The organism is Dysgonomonas sp. Marseille-P4677 (genome assembly GCF_016652235.1).
Classification (GTDB): domain Bacteria; phylum Bacteroidota; class Bacteroidia; order Bacteroidales; family Dysgonomonadaceae; genus Dysgonomonas.
Genome location: NZ_JAEPKU010000020.1, coordinates 12,680 through 29,878 on the forward strand (window position 1 = coordinate 12,680; position 17,199 = coordinate 29,878).

Annotated in this window: 20 protein-coding genes; 7 read left to right on the plus strand and 13 right to left on the minus strand. The window is 35.5% G+C overall.

All coding sequences use genetic code 11. From position 1 onward, the window contains the following. Positions 1-83 precede the first annotated feature (83 nt). Both gap and JGH11_RS05955 read right to left on the minus strand, forming a co-directional pair. Complete coding sequence (gene gap, locus JGH11_RS05950) at positions 84-1,088, minus strand: type I glyceraldehyde-3-phosphate dehydrogenase (RefSeq protein ID WP_201110657.1); 1,005 nt, start codon at positions 1,086-1,088, stop codon at positions 84-86. Positions 1,089-1,331: 243 nt separating this feature from the next. Then, entirely contained in the window at positions 1,332-2,345 is a 1,014-nt protein-coding gene (locus JGH11_RS05955) for an NAD(P)-dependent oxidoreductase (protein WP_201110658.1), read from the minus strand. 184 nt (positions 2,346-2,529) lie between these two features. Here JGH11_RS05955 and rpmB point away from each other — a divergent pair, with 184 nt between their 5' ends. The 7 genes from rpmB (at position 2,530) to JGH11_RS05990 (ending at position 7,039) form a co-directional block, all read left to right on the plus strand. Continuing rightward, positions 2,530-2,769 carry a 50S ribosomal protein L28 gene (gene rpmB, locus JGH11_RS05960; RefSeq protein WP_201110659.1) on the plus strand — a complete coding sequence of 80 codons (240 nt, stop codon included), beginning with the start codon at positions 2,530-2,532 and terminating at the stop codon, positions 2,767-2,769. A gap of 21 nt (positions 2,770-2,790) precedes the next feature. Then, positions 2,791-2,979 (plus strand): 50S ribosomal protein L33, encoded by a 189-nt coding sequence (rpmG, locus tag JGH11_RS05965; protein ID WP_006842174.1) that lies wholly within the window; start codon positions 2,791-2,793, stop codon positions 2,977-2,979. A 10-nt stretch (positions 2,980-2,989) separates the two neighbouring features. Continuing rightward, entirely contained in the window at positions 2,990-3,151 is a 162-nt protein-coding gene (locus tag JGH11_RS05970; protein WP_006801312.1) for a DUF4295 domain-containing protein, read from the plus strand. Between the two features lie 150 nt (positions 3,152-3,301). Beyond that, complete coding sequence (gene ftsY / locus JGH11_RS05975; protein ID WP_201110660.1) at positions 3,302-4,255, plus strand: signal recognition particle-docking protein FtsY; 954 nt, start codon at positions 3,302-3,304, stop codon at positions 4,253-4,255. Positions 4,256-4,257: 2 nt separating this feature from the next. Beyond that, positions 4,258-5,553, plus strand: a complete 1,296-nt coding sequence (rimO, locus tag JGH11_RS05980) for a 30S ribosomal protein S12 methylthiotransferase RimO (RefSeq protein ID WP_201110661.1) — start codon at positions 4,258-4,260, stop codon at positions 5,551-5,553. A 15-nt stretch (positions 5,554-5,568) separates the two neighbouring features. Next, positions 5,569-5,859 carry an HU family DNA-binding protein gene (locus JGH11_RS05985; RefSeq protein ID WP_201110662.1) on the plus strand — a complete coding sequence of 97 codons (291 nt, stop codon included), beginning with the start codon at positions 5,569-5,571 and terminating at the stop codon, positions 5,857-5,859. Next, positions 5,852-7,039, plus strand: coding sequence for an HU family DNA-binding protein (locus JGH11_RS05990; protein WP_201110663.1), 1,188 nt, complete (start codon positions 5,852-5,854; stop codon positions 7,037-7,039). Before JGH11_RS05985 ends, JGH11_RS05990 begins: the two co-directional genes overlap by 8 nt. On the opposite strand, the gene JGH11_RS05995 is transcribed toward JGH11_RS05990, so the two are convergent. The 11 genes from JGH11_RS05995 to JGH11_RS06045 form a co-directional block, all read right to left on the minus strand. After that, positions 7,040-7,837 (minus strand): phosphorylcholine transferase LicD, encoded by a 798-nt coding sequence (locus JGH11_RS05995; RefSeq protein WP_201110664.1) that lies wholly within the window; start codon positions 7,835-7,837, stop codon positions 7,040-7,042. Between the two features lie 7 nt (positions 7,838-7,844). Next, positions 7,845-8,825, minus strand: a complete 981-nt coding sequence (locus tag JGH11_RS06000) for a glycosyltransferase (RefSeq protein ID WP_201110665.1) — start codon at positions 8,823-8,825, stop codon at positions 7,845-7,847. A 7-nt stretch (positions 8,826-8,832) separates the two neighbouring features. Beyond that, positions 8,833-9,708: an alpha-1,2-fucosyltransferase gene (locus JGH11_RS06005; RefSeq protein WP_201110666.1), complete on the minus strand. Its 876-nt coding sequence runs from the start codon at positions 9,706-9,708 to the stop codon at positions 8,833-8,835. Next, a complete protein-coding gene (locus JGH11_RS06010; RefSeq protein ID WP_201110667.1) occupies positions 9,708-9,995 on the minus strand; it encodes a hypothetical protein in 288 nt (95 codons plus the stop codon). Before JGH11_RS06010 ends, JGH11_RS06005 begins: the two co-directional genes overlap by 1 nt. A 3-nt stretch (positions 9,996-9,998) precedes the next feature. Next, a complete protein-coding gene (locus tag JGH11_RS06015) occupies positions 9,999-11,444 on the minus strand; it encodes a lipopolysaccharide biosynthesis protein (RefSeq protein ID WP_201110668.1) in 1,446 nt (481 codons plus the stop codon). A 70-nt stretch (positions 11,445-11,514) separates the two neighbouring features. Continuing rightward, entirely contained in the window at positions 11,515-13,008 is a 1,494-nt protein-coding gene (locus JGH11_RS06020) for a phosphoethanolamine transferase (RefSeq protein ID WP_236263885.1), read from the minus strand. A gap of 254 nt (positions 13,009-13,262) precedes the next feature. Beyond that, on the minus strand, positions 13,263-14,036 hold the full coding sequence (gene trpA / locus JGH11_RS06025; RefSeq protein WP_201110670.1) for a tryptophan synthase subunit alpha: 774 nt from the start codon (positions 14,034-14,036) through the stop codon (positions 13,263-13,265). Then, complete coding sequence (locus tag JGH11_RS06030) at positions 14,023-14,649, minus strand: phosphoribosylanthranilate isomerase (RefSeq protein ID WP_201110671.1); 627 nt, start codon at positions 14,647-14,649, stop codon at positions 14,023-14,025. Before JGH11_RS06030 ends, trpA begins: the two co-directional genes overlap by 14 nt. Beyond that, positions 14,646-15,428: an indole-3-glycerol phosphate synthase TrpC gene (gene trpC / locus JGH11_RS06035; RefSeq protein ID WP_201110672.1), complete on the minus strand. Its 783-nt coding sequence runs from the start codon at positions 15,426-15,428 to the stop codon at positions 14,646-14,648. Before trpC ends, JGH11_RS06030 begins: the two co-directional genes overlap by 4 nt. Continuing rightward, positions 15,421-16,626 carry an MFS transporter gene (locus tag JGH11_RS06040; RefSeq protein ID WP_201110673.1) on the minus strand — a complete coding sequence of 402 codons (1,206 nt, stop codon included), beginning with the start codon at positions 16,624-16,626 and terminating at the stop codon, positions 15,421-15,423. The genes trpC and JGH11_RS06040 overlap by 8 nt, the downstream gene beginning before the upstream one ends. Continuing rightward, complete coding sequence (locus JGH11_RS06045; RefSeq protein WP_201110674.1) at positions 16,626-17,198, minus strand: NAD(P)H-dependent oxidoreductase; 573 nt, start codon at positions 17,196-17,198, stop codon at positions 16,626-16,628. Before JGH11_RS06045 ends, JGH11_RS06040 begins: the two co-directional genes overlap by 1 nt. Position 17,199: the final 1 nt, after the last annotated feature.

Sequence of the window (17,199 nt, forward strand, 5' to 3'; positions counted from 1 at the left end):
TGATGTAGAGTGTTGGTGTTAAAGATGTAAAAAGAAAAGAGCTGCTTCAGAGCAGCTCTTTTCTTTTATTTAGATAAATGTAATTATCCGTTAACTTTAGCCATTGCAGCAATAAGATCAAGACATTTGTTAGAATATCCCCACTCATTGTCATACCAGCTAACAACTTTTACAAAAGTTGGGCTTAGTTGGATACCAGCTTTAGCATCGAAGATTGAAGTGCGAGCATCTCCTAAGAAATCAGAAGAAACTACTTCTTCGTCTGTGTATCCTAGTACGCCTTTCAATTCGCCTTCAGAAGCAGCTTTCATAGCAGCACAGATATCAGCGTATGAAGTTTCTTTAGCAAGACGAGCAGTCAAGTCAACTACAGATACGTCCAATGTTGGAACACGGAATGCCATACCAGTAAGTTTTCCGTTTAGTTCAGGAATAACTTTACCTACAGCTTTAGCAGCACCTGTAGAAGAAGGGATGATGTTGCCGGCAGCAGCACGTCCACCTCTCCAGTCTTTAGCTGAAGGTCCATCTACTGTTTTTTGAGTAGCAGTAGTAGCGTGAACTGTAGTCATTAAAGCTTCTACGATACCAAATTTGTCGTTCAATACTTTAGCGATAGGAGCAAGACAGTTAGTAGTACAAGATGCATTAGATACAAATTGAGTACCTTTTACATATTTGTCAGTGTTAACTCCGCAAACGAACATAGGGGTGTCGTCTTTTGAAGGAGCAGACATAACTACATATTTAGCACCTGCATCGATGTGACCTTGAGCTTTAGCTTTTTCAAGGAAAAGGCCAGTAGATTCTACAACGTATTCAGCACCTACATCGCTCCATTTCAAGTCAGCAGGATTTTTTTCAGCAGTTACGCGGATAGCGTTTCCGTTTACAACCAATTTACCATCTTTGATTTCAACTGTTCCGTCGAATCTTCCGTGCATTGTGTCGTAACGCAACATATAAGCCATGTATTCTACGTCGATAAGGTCATTGATACCTACAATCTGAATGTCATTTCTTTTTTGTGCAGCACGGAATACTAGACGACCGATACGTCCAAAACCGTTAATACCTACTTTAATCATTTTGTTTTTGTTTTTATAGTTATAAAATTGAGTATATCCGACTATAAATTTTTAAGAAAAGTTTGGTTGTATAAAGATAGGTTATATGTTATAAAACATTCTTTTCTTAAAGCAGTACAAAAATAGCAAAAATATTTCGGATAAAAGAAATTCATTAGTCATTTTTAATAATGAATTGAGGCTTTTACTTATGATAATCACGTTTTTGCCTATTTTGTAAAGTGGGGATTGCTTTTTATGTTTTTATAACCAGTTGTTCTCTTTATACCACATGATAGACTCCTCAAGTCCTTTCCGTAGGTTGTATTTTGGAGAGAATCCCAAGTCGTTAATTAGCGGAGTGATGTCGCATTCCCAATTACGCTGCTTCATTATCTTATATTTGTCTCTGTTTAGGGTTGACGGCTTTTTTGTTAGTTTAGAAATGTCTTCAGCTATATTAGATATCACTCGAAGTAACCATAATGGTACTTTTAGGCTGATTACTCGTTTTTTGTTGATGGATTCTTTTACAAGTTGAGTATATTCTTTATCTGTGTATACATCTCCATCAGCAACAAAGTATGCTCCATTTGTGATTTTGCTTTTCAGGCCGAGAAAAGCTGCGTCTACAAGATCTTTTACATAAATGAAGGTTAAGTGTTGCGGTTTGAATCCTGCGCCTACATCCAATCCCGATTTTACAGTTTTTAGCATTAAAAAATAATCTTTTTCTCTTGGTCCATATACTCCTGTCGGACGCAAAATAATATATGGGAAGTTAGCCGTAGATTGTAAGTATATTTCTGCTTTTAATTTGCTCTTTCCATATGTGGTGTTAGGATTTGGAGTGTCGGTCAATTTTATAGGGGTGTAATTTGTTTCATCGCCTGTTCCGAAAGCACTAAGGCTGCTCATTAATATAAATTTTTCGGGAATAACATGGGCTGTCTTAAGTGCATCAATCAAATTAGCTGTATTCTGGAAATTTATCTTGTCAAAGTCTTCTGCTTTAAGACATTTAGTTACTCCTGCATTATGAATAATGTAGTCAAGCTTGCCGTACTGGTTTGTGAAGTTTACCAGTTGTTCGGTTAGTTTTTCTACCGTGTCGAAATTGAGATCTATAAAATGGATGCGCTCGTCTTTTAAATATTCACGATTGCTGCTTTTACGTATGCCTGCCCATACCTCGTATCCCTCGCTTAATGCTTTTTCTACAAGGAAACTTCCAATAAAACCACTGGCACCGGTTATAAGTATTCGTTTAGTATTCATATTGAGTGCAAATTTACAATATAATTGTATATAAATATATTACAAAAAGCATTTGATCTAATAATTTCTTTGATAAGAGGAACTTTAACGATATAAATATTTGTAGTTTTGAAAAATATGACTAAATTTGCATCCCGATTTGGATAAGACATAACAGAAAATAAACATATAAAACAAAATAGCGATGTCCAAAATTTGTCAAATTACAGGAAAAAAAGCTATGGTTGGCAATAATGTTTCTCACTCTAACAGAAAAACTAAGAGAAAATTTAATGTCAATCTTTTTAGAAAGAAATTCTACTGGGTAGAAGAAGATTGTTGGGTTAGCCTAAATATTTCAGCAGCAGGGCTTCGTACAATCAATAAAATTGGATTGGATGCTGCCATCAAAAGAGCGGCCACTGATGGTTTTTTAAACGCTTAATAATTTAGGAGGAAATAGAAAATGGCTAAGAAAGCAAAAGGAAACAGAATCCAGGTGATTTTGGAGTGCACAGAGCACAAAGCCAGTGGTATGCCGGGTACATCTCGTTATATTACTACAAAAAATAGAAAGAACACTACTGAGAGATTGGAATTGAAGAAATACAATCCAGTATTGAAGAAAGTAACTGTACACAAAGAAATAAAATAAGATATAAGCCATGGCAAAGAAAACAGTCGCAGGTTACCGTGACCCATCAGCAAAAGATGGTCGTAACTATGCAAAAGTAATCAAAATGGTAAAGTCTCCTAAAACAGGTGCTTACACATTTAAAGAAGAAATGGTTCCGAACGAATCAGTAAAAGATTATTTCGCGAAATAATCTTGTTAAAAATATTTAAAACGCCTCCTTCATTCTCATGTAGGGAGGTTTTTTATTATCCATTTTGTAGCTTTGTAGAAGGTAAATAGGTTGCCTTACAAAACTCAAAAAGCAGGTATTCTCTGCTTTAAAATCAGAAAGAATAAAATTATGGGATTATTTGATTTCTTCTCGAAACAGAAAAAAGAAACACTGGACAAAGGTCTTGAAAAGACTAAAGAGTCAATGTTTTCAAAATTATCGCGTATTGTCGCCGGAAAGTCTAAAGTTGATGACGATGTACTTGATGATTTAGAAGAAGTTCTTATTAGTTCTGACGTCGGAGTAGATACGACTTTGAAAATAATAGAGCGTATCGAAAAGCGTGCTGCTAGAGACAAATATGTAGACGGAAACGAACTTAAAAAGATTCTGCGTGAAGAAATTGCCGATTTGTTAACTGAAAATAATGCAGTTGATGCTGAGGATTTCTCTGTTAAAGAAGAAACTAAACCTTATGTAATAATGGTTGTAGGAGTTAATGGAGTTGGTAAGACTACAACTATTGGTAAATTGGCAAATCAGTTTAAAAAGGCAGGTAAGACTGTTTATTTAGGTGCTGCTGATACATTCCGTGCTGCTGCCGTTGAACAACTGGTTATATGGGGAGAACGCGTAGGTGTACCAGTCGTAAAGCAGGCTATGGGCTCAGACCCGGCTTCGGTCGCTTTCGATACATTAAGTTCTGCAAAAGTGAATAATGCAGATGTTGTCATTATTGATACAGCAGGCCGTCTTCATAATAAGATCGGCTTGATGAACGAGCTTTCTAAAATTAAGAAAGTAATGGATAAAATAGTTCCGGGAGCACCTCATGAGGTCGTACTGGTTTTGGATGGATCAACCGGGCAGAATGCCTTTGAGCAAGCCACCCAATTTACTGCAGCTACAGATGTTACTGCATTGGCTATCACTAAACTGGATGGAACAGCGAAAGGCGGAGTCGTAATTGGTATTTCCGATCAATTTAAAATTCCTGTGAAATATATTGGATTGGGAGAAGGAATCGATGATCTGCAAATCTTCAGACGTAAAGAATTTGTAGATAGCCTTTTTGGAGAATAAGAATGAAAAAGAATAGAATAGATGTCATTACGTTAGGGTGTTCCAAAAATTTGGTAGATTCTGAGTTGTTAATGAAGCAGCTTTTAGCTAATGGTTATACAGTAAAACATGACCCCGAAAAATCGGAAGGGGAGATTGTAATCATCAATACATGCGGTTTTATAGGTGATGCAAAAGAAGAGTCGATCAATATGATTCTTGAATTTGCGGAGGCTAAAAAAGATAGAAAGCTAAATAAGCTTTTTGTAATGGGTTGTCTTACTGATAGATATATGGAAGAGCTGAAGGCCGAAATCCCGGAAGTAGATAGTTTTTATGGTAAGTTTGGGTGGAAAGCTCTTATTTCCGATCTTGGCAAATCGTATCAACAAGATTTGGCTCTAGATCGTAATATAACTACTCCTTCACATTATGCTTATCTAAAAATCTCGGAAGGTTGTAACCGTGCATGCTCATATTGTTCTATCCCTATTATGACAGGGAAGCATCAATCGCGACCTATAGAAGAAGTAGAACAGGAAGTTAGACATCTTGTTGCTTCGGGTGTAAAAGAATTTCAGGTTATTGCTCAGGATTTGTCATACTATGGACTTGATAAATATAAAGAGGCAAAACTACCTGAATTGATAGAGCGTATTGCTAGAATAGAAGGTGTAGAGTGGATTCGACTACATTATGCTTATCCTGCAAACTTCCCTTATGATCTGCTAAGGGTAATGCGTGAAAATGATAATGTATGTAAATATCTCGATATAGCACTACAACATATTAGCGATAATATGTTGAAAAAAATGCGGCGCAATATAACAAAACAACAAACGTACGACCTTATGAAACGTATAAGGGAAGAGGTTCCCGGCATACACTTGCGTACAACACTTATGGTCGGTCATCCGGGTGAAACGCACAAAGATTTTGAAGAACTGTTACAGTTCGTAAAAGATATACGTTTCGAGAGAATGGGTGCCTTTCCATATTCGCATGAGGATGGTACATATGCATATGCTCATTACAATGATGAAATATCTGATGCCGTTAAGCAAGAACGGATGGATGTTTTAATGGCGTTGCAAGAACGGATAGCCTTAGACACAAACGAACAGAAAATAGGAAAGACACTGAAAGTTATTGTAGACAGAGAGGAATTGGATTATTATATAGGGCGAACAGAACATGATTCACCAGAAGTTGATCCGGAAGTCTTGATAAAGAAAAATAAAATACTTAATATTGGGGAATTTTATAATGTAAAAATATCAGGTGCCCAGCCGTTTGATTTGTACGGAGAAGTAATATAACCTAAATGCAATGCTATGACTAATCAAGAATTAATAGCAACTTTAGCCAAAAGATTAGGATGGACTCAGCGCCAGACATCAGAAGTTCTAGAAACGACAGTTTCTATAATCAAAAGTAATCTGGAAGAGAGTAACTCCATCAATATTCAGGGATTCGGATTATTTGAAACCAAGAAAAAGGGGGAGCGAATATCTGTAAACCCTGTTTCTAAGCAACGATTTTTGGTCCCACCTAAAATTACTTTAGCTTTTCGTCCGGGACAAACGATAAAAGATAACCTTAAAAATCTGGATGTAAATGAATGAAAGGCTTAATCTGCAGGATCTAATTGATTTTCTGGCAAAGAAACAGGATATTACTAAAAAGGATGCAGAGTTTTTTTTAAGAGAATTGATTATTGTTATTTCTGAAACTATAGAAAATAACGAATCAGTAAAAATAAAAGACTTCGGCGTTTTTAAGTTAGTTAAGGTAAATGCTCGAAAGAGTGTGGATGTAAATACAGGAGAGGCTATTGAGATAGCGGCTCATTACAAATTAAGTTTTACTCCGGATAAAACCTTGAAAGAGTTAATCAATAAGCCTTTTGCACATTTTGAGAGTGTTATATTAGAAGAAGGTGTATCTTTCGATAATATAGAAAGTGAGACTTTAACGGAAATGGACGAAGATAATGAAGCTATTATCGATGAGAGTGCTTCTGAAGAGGTTTTGCCCTCTGAAGAATTAGATGAAGAGATTCCTGAAGAAGAATCGATAGTTTCTGTAGACTCAGCAGCAGAGCCTGAAGTAAAGACAGAGCTTGAATCAGAGCTTTTATCTGAACCGCTATCAAAAATAGAAGAGCTAGAAGAGTCTATAGATGAAAAAACGGATACAGAATATATCGAAGAAGATAATAATCTTATATCCGATGCTACAACAGACGATATAGAATCAATATTCGAAAGTCATAAGAGAAAAACAAAGCGCAGAAGATTTATATCCTTAGCTTTTATTGTACTTCTTATTGTAGGAGGATTTGCTGTGGGTGGATATTATTTTCAGGAATTAGCAATGTTTCTAACTGGTGATCCAAAAACTAAAAAGAAAGGAAATATTACACTGAAAGTTGATGAAATGTTATCTACAGACACATTGGTACTTGAGGTGAATAAAAAGGACTCGATAGTAAATACCGGAGTACTGACTGAAGATACAGATAAGAATGTCAGTGCTAATAACAATACCCCGTTGGCGACAATAAGGATTGAAAGCGGGCATACATTGCGTAATATTTCCCTTAAGTATTATGGGAATAAGTCATTCTGGGTTTACATATATGAAGAAAATAAAGATGTTATAAAAAATCCGAATAACGTTCCTATAGGCACAAAACTTATAATTCCAGCCCCGACTAAATACGGGATAGATGCGAAAGATACACTCTCTGTGAAAAAGGCAAAGAATGCAGAATCGATATTAATATCGAAAATGAGCTTATGATTAGATGTACTCTACATTCATAAAATGAGTGGCACGTTTATCTTTAGGTGGTATTGACATATAGTCTCCATATTGCTTAGTCAGATAGATGTCAGGATTTTTGGGTGCTGAGAACTCTCTTCCTTCGAAAGATACCTTACTCACAGGGAACATATAGCTTGAATGGTGGTTGGTCGAATTACCTATTCCATAGCTATGTAGAATATTGTTTGGCTTTGTAATAGCACATATGCCTCTTGCTATCCAGATAAGACAAATACCTATCGGATAAAGGAGTAGGGATGTACTATATTCATACAAATATTTTAAGGAATGAAATGGCCTTCCTCGTTTCAAACGCCTGAATGCTCTTCCGTAGAAGAAATCCACTATGTTTTTCATCCACCTATAACTTCTTTCTTCTATAAATATATCAATATATACACCTTTTTCTTTGTAAGTAGCCATATCTTCCTCCTCGGAATGTATGATGGAGTATCGGTCTCTTACTTTAGAAAACAGCATACGGTAACTATTCTCCTTCGGTGTCTGGAAATAAAGATTGCTCGGAAGCTCTTTTGGTAATATTTTAGCCAACTTTTTATAGTCGGAGCGCATTAATTCTATATCTATATCGTCATCCCAAGGAATAAATCCTCCATGCCGTATTGCCCCTAATAAGGTACCTCCGCTAATCCAATAAGGGAGATTATGTTTGTCACAAATATCTGTTACAACAATAAGAATGTCTAGCATTCTCATTTGCAGATTTCTTAATTCGGAACCTTCCGGATTGTATAAACTTAAATCTTCTTTCATTATCTTGTTATATGCGCTGACGTAACATTTTAAATAATATTCGATATTGCTTTATATTCAAAGATATAGGCAATGATAAAGCTTTTATCGGAGTTTGCCATTCTTTACAAGCAAATATCCAACGAAATACGAGTGTCGAGATAAATATATCTCGATTGTAGGCTTTATTTTCATCCGCATGATTAGCTAGTTTGATAAGCCATAATTTCAAAGCTTTCAAATATTCCTCAGTAGAAATGTCTACGATTGTCTTGTCTTTTATTGCAGCATGCAGTAATAGCTCCTCATTTGTAGGATTAATACCTATATAATTCAATTCCCTTCTATATATATCTTTTACCAGATTATCCATCAGTGTTTTTTTCGATTGGCTGATATTATCACCATGCCAACGGTATTGAGTGAGGTGGATAGGCAGATTCTTTAATTTATATAGTCTGGACAATCTACACCATAATTCGTAATCTTCTGCTACGGGAAAGTTTTTGTTGTATGAATGTTGGATAAGTATTTCTTTACGAATCATTATGCTAGACTGGACAAAAGTATTAATGAATAAGAGCGAGCACTTAATATCTTCGTTACTAGATGGCATATTAATTTTTCTTATTTTTCTGCCATCCTTATCACTCATTATGCTCCATGTTCCGCACAATGCATAATCAGGATTATTATCAAGAAATGTGATCTGTTGTTCAAGCCTTGTCGGCAGAGATATATCATCACTATCAAGAAATGCAATATATTCACCTAATGACATTTCTATCATCAGATTTCGGGTATAAATGATCCCTTTGTTTTCACTATTTTTCGAATACCTTATTCGGGAATCGGAATAGGATAGTATTATTTCTTCACTTTTATCCGTAGAACCATCGTTTACTAGTATTAACTCCCATTCGGTAAAAGTTTGGGAAATAATACTGTCAATAGCTTGGGCCAGATATGCTTCGGCATTGTAAACCGGCATTAATACAGATACTTTCATTCTATACTTATATTTTTACCCATCCATTTGGATAGAAATCATCTAAAAAAAGATTTTTGAAATCTTCCTGAAACCATTTCTCAGGAGCTATAACTATCTTTTGACTATTTCGGTTGAGCCATGCAGCCCACCAACTGAAACTGCTGTTTGCAATGATGTTATGTTTACAACGGCTCATCAGTTGCATATCCAGATAACTTTCTTTATCTCTATTCCAATCGATAAATAAAACTTGGTAAGATTCAAAATTAAGATTTTTTCTAACCCAATCCATGTCTTCCGAGAATACATAGAAAATAGGATTTTGTATTTTTCTGGCTATATAAGCAATAGCTTTTTGATAATACTCTTTTCCACATGTCACGAAGTTCAAGCTTGCTCCTTTATCCGTAATATAATCTCCGCGACGTATATGAATAGCAATAGATTCTGATTGAGCTATTTGTTCTGCTACCTCCAAATTTCTTTCACCCAAAGGATTTTTAAATGTGAAGTCTTTAAAGATATCGGATTTTATATCTTGAAAATATCTTTCAGATTGGAAATAACCTGACATTGTCACATTTCCTTTTATTGTTTCTATTATCGGTTCGTATTGGAGTGCATAGGTATCGGTTAATAATCCTAAATGTTGGAAGAACGATCTGTGCTTCTGAATAAAAGGACGCATCTTTATGAATAGCTTCCCTTTTATTGTAGACTTTATAGGCGCATTTATATCGAATATATCAAGCTCGTATGATCTAACTGTAGCTTTTGTCTTTTTAGTCAGATTATAAAGATCTATATTAAGGGAAGAGTCCAGCCGTTTGGCTAATGCTTTAGCCGCTGCATATTGGAACATCTGATTTCCTAAACCACCCGATAATAAGATTGAGACCATTAATTTTTTATTAAAATAAATATTCCACAACCATATTTATAATTATAATTGGTTGCAACACCCTGTTTAGTCAGATTTACATTCTCTCCGAAAGACGTTATATGAGCTATATACCCATCTATACGTGATCCAAAAACTAGATGTTTAACCAAAAAGAAAGGTATATTTAAAAGCTTGACTTGTTTCTTGATTACTCTTTTTATCTGTCTATACCAAAGTATTGACTTAATGCTAGCTTCAATCTTTCGGGGATAGATGCCCAAAATCAATCGTATCGTTTTTAGCATAAGTTATTTAAAAGAGTGTTTAATGAAATCTATCGTTTCCTGAATGATTACTGATCCAAGTAGCTTTACGAGTAGTAAATATAAGAAACTCCCTCCAATTAGAGGTAAAATTAACAATATATATATGTTCTCTATACCAACCTTATTAAGAAATAAAAAAGGTAGTATTGAAAAAATAGCAATAAATAGATAAGGATAAATATCCATTAATACCTCTTTTATAGAATATGATATTGTTTTTCCTGCTATGTAAATACCAACGAAGAATATAATACCATTCACACAGCTAACTCCGGTGACTAATCCTAAAACACCAAACCTGACAGTAATAAGAATTGCAATTATTTGGAGAATATTTCTTATTAGATCAATCCGAAATAATAATCCCGATCGGCCTTTGTATTGAAGAAGGGAGCTAATAAGGCTATATAAGGGGTAAAAAGCTCCTCCTATAGATAGAATTTGTAAGATGGGAACAACGTCTGCCCATTGGGGAGGAAGATAAATGTCTATAATTGGCTTGGCTAAAACAAGGAGTAACAGAGCCGCAGGAAAAGATATGAAAGATGTAATACGGACAATTTTTCTAAAAACTTTTTTCCCTCTTTCTTCATCATGACCAATATTGGATAGTAGTGGAAATGCTACACTTTTTATACCATCACTAATAATGGACTGAGAGATATTATTAAATTTAGATCCTTGGCCGTATGAAGCTACCTGCTCTAATGAGTATTTTTTACCAATAAGGATAGGAATTATATTGGCACAGATCTGATTCATGAGATTAGTTAATAATAGTCTCATGCTGAATCCAGACATCTCTTTTATATGTAGAAATGTAAATTGAGCAAGGGGGCGCCACTTCACAAATATCCAGAGGAGTAAACTTCTTAGAAAGCTTTGCATAACCTGTTGCGCAGCAAGGCTCCATATCCCGAATCCTTTATAAGCCATACCTACTGCAATCAGTCCGGATATACATCCCGCAATCAGAGTGATACGTGTATTCGCCTTAAAGTTCATTGCTTTTATCAGATTTACATTCTGGATGATTCCAAATGCATTGAAAATAAAAGCAAGGAAAATAAAACGGGAGAGATTGGTTAATATTGGTTTTTCGAAAAACCAACTAATGAGAGGGGCACATAAGAAAAATAGGATATATATTGCAAAGCTAATGGAGATGTTAAAGTAAAATACAGATGAATATTCATGTTGGGATACCTCCTTTTTTCTAATCAGCGCTGCTGAGAATCCGCTTTCTTGGAGTATATTTGCTATAATAGTAAAAATGGAAAGGACTGCTACGGCCCCGAATTCATCTTTCAAAACCAAACGGGAAAGAATGAAGACAAATACAAGTTGAATAACTTGTTGTCCACCTTTATCTATAAAGCTCCAAAAAAGAGCTAATGCTGTTTTCCTTTTCAGAGAGGTTTCTGCCATTATTTTTATTTATTGGCTACAAAGGTATTAAATTCGTAGGATTTAATAACGAGGAATCGTTTGTAAAAAACTATTCCACATCTTCTTTTACATCCGAATATAGAGAATAGCTTTGATCAGCGTGGCGAACATACTTTCCATCTTCTATAGCTTGTTCAATATATTTTTGAGGAATATAATAACCAAGTATTTCAGCTAGAATCAGGGTTGTACTAGAGTTGTTTATAAGTTTAGTCTCGGGATCCACATATTTATTTACTATGGTATTCAACTTATCTGTATTCTTTTCGATAGTAATAAGTGGGATATCGAATTGCGCAACACCATTTTTCCAAGGGCCATGTCCTCTCCCTATTATTTCTCCATGATCGGAAAAGTAATAAAAGATGGCTGTCGAATCTTGTTGCATCGTATCGTATATTTTATTTAGAACCCTATCAGTATGGTGGATAGAACGGTCGTAGTGAGTTTTAAGCGAATTGTCACCCGGAATAGCCTGTTTGTCTGTTTCATCATACCTATCGGAGTAATTATTATGACTGCCTACAAGATGTATTATGAAGAATTGTTTGTCAATTTTATTATGAACACTATCTAAAATAGGAATTAGGTCAAAATCGTCATTTGCTAAATAGCCGCCTTTTGTAAATATCGCATATGTAGTGCTTGCCGATAGATATCCGAGGTAAGAATCCTGAATGCCTGAATTCCCCTGATTGGATATCCAGAAGGTTTGATATCCGGCATCATTAGCCATATTGATGAGATTCTTATTTTTATAAAAAGGCTCTAGGTCGCGGGTAGACGCAAAAGAAAGGGCTATTCGGAGGGCATTGCGTGTAAAAGGTGCAGCAGCAATACCACTATAGTATTTTATTTGTGTCGTATCGTTAATAGAAAGACTATCGAGGAATGGTGTTGTCTTTACTTGGTATCCATATAATGAAAAATGCTTACGATAGGCGCTTTCTCCTATGATAAGATATATCTTTTGTGGAGTCTGTGTTGAATCATTCAAGATAATCCCCTTGGGTAAGACCTTGTTTTCTTGATTTGTAAACTCTTTTAGTTTGGCCATTTCATCCTGATATGCCATTATAGTAAAAATATTACCGTAGAGTATAGGAGCATAAAGATTCACCTTATCTTGTATTACACGAATAGGGGCTTCTTTAAATAGTTCTTCTTCTTCCATCCATTTGATACGTTTGTAACAAAGGTATGGTAAGAAAAGAAAAAGATAGATGAGTAGGTAGCCTATTGATAATTTGATTGATAATTTACTTTCCCTTAATTCTTTTTCAGCAAAATATAGTAAGGCCGTTGATATTGTCAAGGTTATAATAGCAGGTAACCATATATTTCTCATCATGCTTACCGCTTCTGTTAAATGGGTCTCAAAGATCGAAGCCATTATTTCAAGCGATACATCACTCTTTAGAATGAAGGCAAAATAAGCATTAAATGTGAGGATAAATGCGAGTAGGAAGGTTAGAATAAAAGTGTATTTTGTCTTAGCGAGAATGTTCAGAATGGGTAGAAAAGATATGGCTAGAAATAGCATAGGTATGCTAAATGCAAATCTGATAGGTATAAACGCAATTAATATGATATATGATAAAGAGAGTATTGTAAACTTATATTTAAATATAAACTTACTTGTCCTCTTTATATAATCCGCTATTCGAAACATTCAATAATTGAAAAAAGTTGTGTTGTAATCTAACGTGCAAAGATATCATTTAGTTTTTAATATGCCGATATGCTAATAAAGGGATTAGGGATCATAGCATATCGGCATATAATTTCATCAGGAATTTATTCGCTGAGAGTTTCCTTCAGTGCGTTGACTGCGTCTTTTATACTTGTATGTTCCTTTAGTAAGGTAATAAACTTACTGCCGATAATTGCACCGCTTGCATTTGTCTGTGCAGCATCTAATGTCGCTTTGTTTGATATGCCGAACCCGATAAGACGAGGGTTGCGCAAGTTCATTCCATTTATTTTACGGAAATATTCTTGTTTTTTCTCATCGAAACTCTTTTGTGCTCCTGTAGTAGATGCTGAAGAAACCATATAAATAAAGCCATCAGTATGTTCATCTATCAGCCGGATACGCTCATCAGACGTTTCGGGAGTAATAAGCATTACTATTTTGATGTCATATTTGTCAGCAATAGCTTTATATTCATTTATATAGTCGTTGAATGGTAGGTCCGGAATTATTGCTCCATCGATGCCTATCTCATTGCATTTTTTACAAAAGTTTTCAAAGCCATATCTCATAATAGGATTCAGATACCCCATCATAATCAATGGTATATTTACATCTTTACGAATGTCTTTTAACTGGTCGAACAAGATTTTCAATGTCATGCCATTTCTTAAAGCCGTTGTTCCACTATCCTGAATAGTAGGACCATCTGCCATCGGGTCTGAAAAAGGGATGCCTATTTCTATTAGGTCGATACCGTTCGCTTCCAGTTCGCGGATAATATTGCAGGTGTCGTCCAGACGAGGAAATCCTGCCGTAAAATAGATAGAAAGTATATCTTTCTTCTTCTTTTCGAATAGTTGCTTAATCCTGTTCATATTCTAGTTCTTTTATAAATTGCTGTAATAATGTTATGTCTTTTAATCCGGGCTCCTTTTCAAATTTACTGTTGAGATCAAGACCGTAAAACTGTGGATGCTTTATCTTTTTTATTTCATCTATATCATTAATAGATATACCGCCACTAAGGAAAAAAGGAGTATTTCCTGTATATGTTTCTAGTATGCTCCAATCAAATTTTTGCCCCGACCCGCCATATTGAGGTGTTTTAGTATCGAATAGGAAATATCCCTGTAATCCATCATATGCCTTAGTCTTATCGATATCTGAAGAATCTGCGATACTGAATGCTTTTATAATCGGGAGCATCCTATTCAGCCCTTTACAGAATTCCGGCGATTCGTTTCCATGCAGTTGGATAAGATCCAGATTATATTTGTTTACCTTATTCAGTATAAAATCTATATCTGAATTGACAAAGACTCCGACTCTTTTAATATAATCAGGTAAAATCTTTAAGTCTGGTAAAATAAGGTTTTCTACATATCGAGGCGATTTTTGATAAAATATCATCCCCATAAAGTGGATAGGTAAAGTACCTAGATCTTTTATGTTGTCGGGATATTTCATCCCGCAGACTTTTATTTTCATTTCAACTGTATTATAAATTCTTCAAGTGATTTACCTGGATTAGGAGTTTTCATAAAGTTTTCACCCATGAGGAATCCTTTATAACCGGCTTGTTGAAGTTCAATTACCGTTTGAGGTTGAGATATACCACTCTCGGATATTTTTACAAACTCATCAGGAATCTTATCAGCTAAATCGAATGATATTTGTACATCTGTTACAAAGGAACCAAGATTACGGTTGTTTACACCGACTACATCCACGTTATCATTAATATGTCCCAATTCTTGTTCGTTGTGTATCTCGAGCAATACATCAAGACCTAATTCTTTTGCTTTTGCTGCAAGGAGTTTTGTCTCTTGTATCGATAGAGCAGACGCGATGAGTAGAATTGCATTGGCTCCGGCTAACTTTGCCTGATAGAGTTGGTATTCATCTACCATGAAATCTTTTCGTAATAGGGGAATAGTCGTAAGATTTCTTGCCAATTCCAAATCGACGAGTGTGCCTCCGAAGAAATCGATATCTGTAAGTACAGAAATAGCACTGGCTCCATTTTTAGAATAGAGAGGAATCACATCTTCTACTTTGGCATCCTTAAATATCCAGTCGCGCGAAGGGGATCTACGCTTAAACTCAGCAATAATTCCGGTAGGGGAATTAACCAATACTTCTTTAAACGAGTACTTATTGTTTATATCGGTAATTTTTTCTTCTAACAGGGAGAGAGAGAGAATTGCCTTCTCTCTTTGCACTTCTTCTCTTTTATTAGCGATTATTTTATCTAAAATATTAGTCATTAGTCTCTGTTTTAGGACGTTTAATTTTATCGAATTTCAAAATCTTTACAGTGGAAGCCAGTACGACTATGCAGATGCCAAATAGTCCTATTAAAGCATAGGAATATCTTAAATTAGTAACACTTGCAATATAACCTATAAGTGGTGGCCCCATAAGAAAACCGAGGAAGCTTACACTCGAAACTATTGTAAGAGCTATACTGGTCGGTATTTTAGTCTTTTGCCCGGCTATACTATATATTGTAGGTACGATTCCGGCAGTACCGAAACCTATGATCATAAATGCAACTATAGTTGTTGCAAAATAAGGTAGAGCAACAGCAGTGAATAGTCCTATGGATATGAGGAGTCCTCCGGCTTGTATTACTTTCTTTCTGCCCCATTTTTGAGTCGCTTTATCTATAAGGAAGCGTCCCGAAGCCATTGTTATCATATAGGCTGCTAGCCCTATTGGAGCCATATGTTTTGGTGTGCCCACTACATCGATGAGGAAAAGTCCGCTCCAATCCGACATCGCTCCTTCTGCAGCCATACCACAAAAGGCAACTATGCCTAGAAGGAATAAGAATGTTTCCGGTTTGTTCCTTTTATTTTTTTCTTTTTCAGTCTGGTCTTTAACCTTTTTAATGTCAGGTTGTAAAAACCGTTTGTTTATTAGTAGACAAATAAGAATGATTATCGCTATAATGGAAAAATGGTATATTGGTTTTAAATGAATAGATGCCATTAGCAATCCAACACTTGCACCAGTCAATCCTGCTAGGCTCCAGCCTCCATGAAAGGAGGCCATTATCGGTTTGTTATATGTCGTTTCTAGTGTTACTGCTTGTGTGTTGATTGAAATATTACAGAAGTTTCCAAAGAATCCGAAAATAATAAGACTTATTATCAGGGCATATTCACTGGCCGAAATGCCAATAAGCAGTAAGGCTAATATGTATCCGATAAGAGCAATAGGAAGTATCTTCTTACTTCCGGCTTTAGATATAATTAATCCAGATATAGTCATTCCGCATATTTGCCCGATAGGAATCATCAGGAGAATTGTACCCCATGCTGCATCTCCGAGTTCTAACGTAGTTTTAATATCAGGTATACGGCTAGCCCAACTGGAAAAACTTAATCCTGTACAAAAATACAAACAGAATATTGCGATGCGGATTCGTTCTTTTGAGGTTGTCTGAATATTACTTTCCATTATTTTTGAGCTATTACCTCTATTTTATTTAACCACTTTTCTCTTTGTTCCGGAGTTGATTTTTTTAATGTAGCGAGATATGTTGTGCGTATATTTTTTATACCACAAAATGCACCAATATTCTTACGTATCAATTTCCCTCCAACGTCGTTGAGGAACCATTTATAATAGAAAACAGGAGCGTCCATCGTACTGATTATTTCAGAAGTTTTCCCTGAAAGAAGTTTTTTGGGGAATGGTGATTTTTCCTGATATTGGAATGTGAATCCCGGAAGAAATACTCGTTCAATAAATCCTTTAAGTAGAGCTGGTGGCGATGCCCACCAAGTAGGATAAATCCAGACGATATGTTCGGCCCATTGTAGTTTATCCCACGCATCGAGTAGGTCTGGCTCTAGTTCGGTACGCTTGCGGTAACCATACATAAGAATCGGATTGAAGGTCATGTCGGATAAAATGATTTCTTTCACTTCATTACCCTTCTTGAGACTGCCTCTCTTATAACTCTCATGCAATCCGAAACAAAAACTTTCTTTGTCGGGATGACCATTTATTATCAGTACTTTTTTCATG

Bases quoted from the DNA above. Each gene is read 5' to 3' on its own strand.
- gap (WP_201110657.1), bottom strand. From the start codon at position 1,088: ATGATTAAAGTAGGTATTAACGGTTTTGGACGTATCGGTCGTCTAGTA.
- JGH11_RS05955 (WP_201110658.1), bottom strand. From the start codon at position 2,345: ATGAATACTAAACGAATACTTATAACCGGTGCCAGTGGTTTTATTGGA.
- rpmB (WP_201110659.1), top strand. From the start codon at position 2,530: ATGTCCAAAATTTGTCAAATTACAGGAAAAAAAGCTATGGTTGGCAAT.
- rpmG (WP_006842174.1), top strand. From the start codon at position 2,791: ATGGCTAAGAAAGCAAAAGGAAACAGAATCCAGGTGATTTTGGAGTGC.
- JGH11_RS05970 (WP_006801312.1), top strand. From the start codon at position 2,990: ATGGCAAAGAAAACAGTCGCAGGTTACCGTGACCCATCAGCAAAAGAT.
- ftsY (WP_201110660.1), top strand. From the start codon at position 3,302: ATGGGATTATTTGATTTCTTCTCGAAACAGAAAAAAGAAACACTGGAC.
- rimO (WP_201110661.1), top strand. From the start codon at position 4,258: ATGAAAAAGAATAGAATAGATGTCATTACGTTAGGGTGTTCCAAAAAT.
- JGH11_RS05985 (WP_201110662.1), top strand. From the start codon at position 5,569: ATGACTAATCAAGAATTAATAGCAACTTTAGCCAAAAGATTAGGATGG.
- JGH11_RS05990 (WP_201110663.1), top strand. From the start codon at position 5,852: ATGAATGAAAGGCTTAATCTGCAGGATCTAATTGATTTTCTGGCAAAG.
- JGH11_RS05995 (WP_201110664.1), bottom strand. From the start codon at position 7,837: ATGAAAGAAGATTTAAGTTTATACAATCCGGAAGGTTCCGAATTAAGA.
- JGH11_RS06000 (WP_201110665.1), bottom strand. From the start codon at position 8,825: ATGAAAGTATCTGTATTAATGCCGGTTTACAATGCCGAAGCATATCTG.
- JGH11_RS06005 (WP_201110666.1), bottom strand. From the start codon at position 9,708: ATGGTCTCAATCTTATTATCGGGTGGTTTAGGAAATCAGATGTTCCAA.
- JGH11_RS06010 (WP_201110667.1), bottom strand. From the start codon at position 9,995: ATGCTAAAAACGATACGATTGATTTTGGGCATCTATCCCCGAAAGATT.
- JGH11_RS06015 (WP_201110668.1), bottom strand. From the start codon at position 11,444: ATGGCAGAAACCTCTCTGAAAAGGAAAACAGCATTAGCTCTTTTTTGG.
- JGH11_RS06020 (WP_236263885.1), bottom strand. From the start codon at position 13,008: ATGCTATTTCTAGCCATATCTTTTCTACCCATTCTGAACATTCTCGCT.
- trpA (WP_201110670.1), bottom strand. From the start codon at position 14,036: ATGAACAGGATTAAGCAACTATTCGAAAAGAAGAAGAAAGATATACTT.
- JGH11_RS06030 (WP_201110671.1), bottom strand. From the start codon at position 14,649: ATGAAAATAAAAGTCTGCGGGATGAAATATCCCGACAACATAAAAGAT.
- trpC (WP_201110672.1), bottom strand. From the start codon at position 15,428: ATGACTAATATTTTAGATAAAATAATCGCTAATAAAAGAGAAGAAGTG.
- JGH11_RS06040 (WP_201110673.1), bottom strand. From the start codon at position 16,626: ATGGAAAGTAATATTCAGACAACCTCAAAAGAACGAATCCGCATCGCA.
- JGH11_RS06045 (WP_201110674.1), bottom strand. From the start codon at position 17,198: ATGAAAAAAGTACTGATAATAAATGGTCATCCCGACAAAGAAAGTTTT.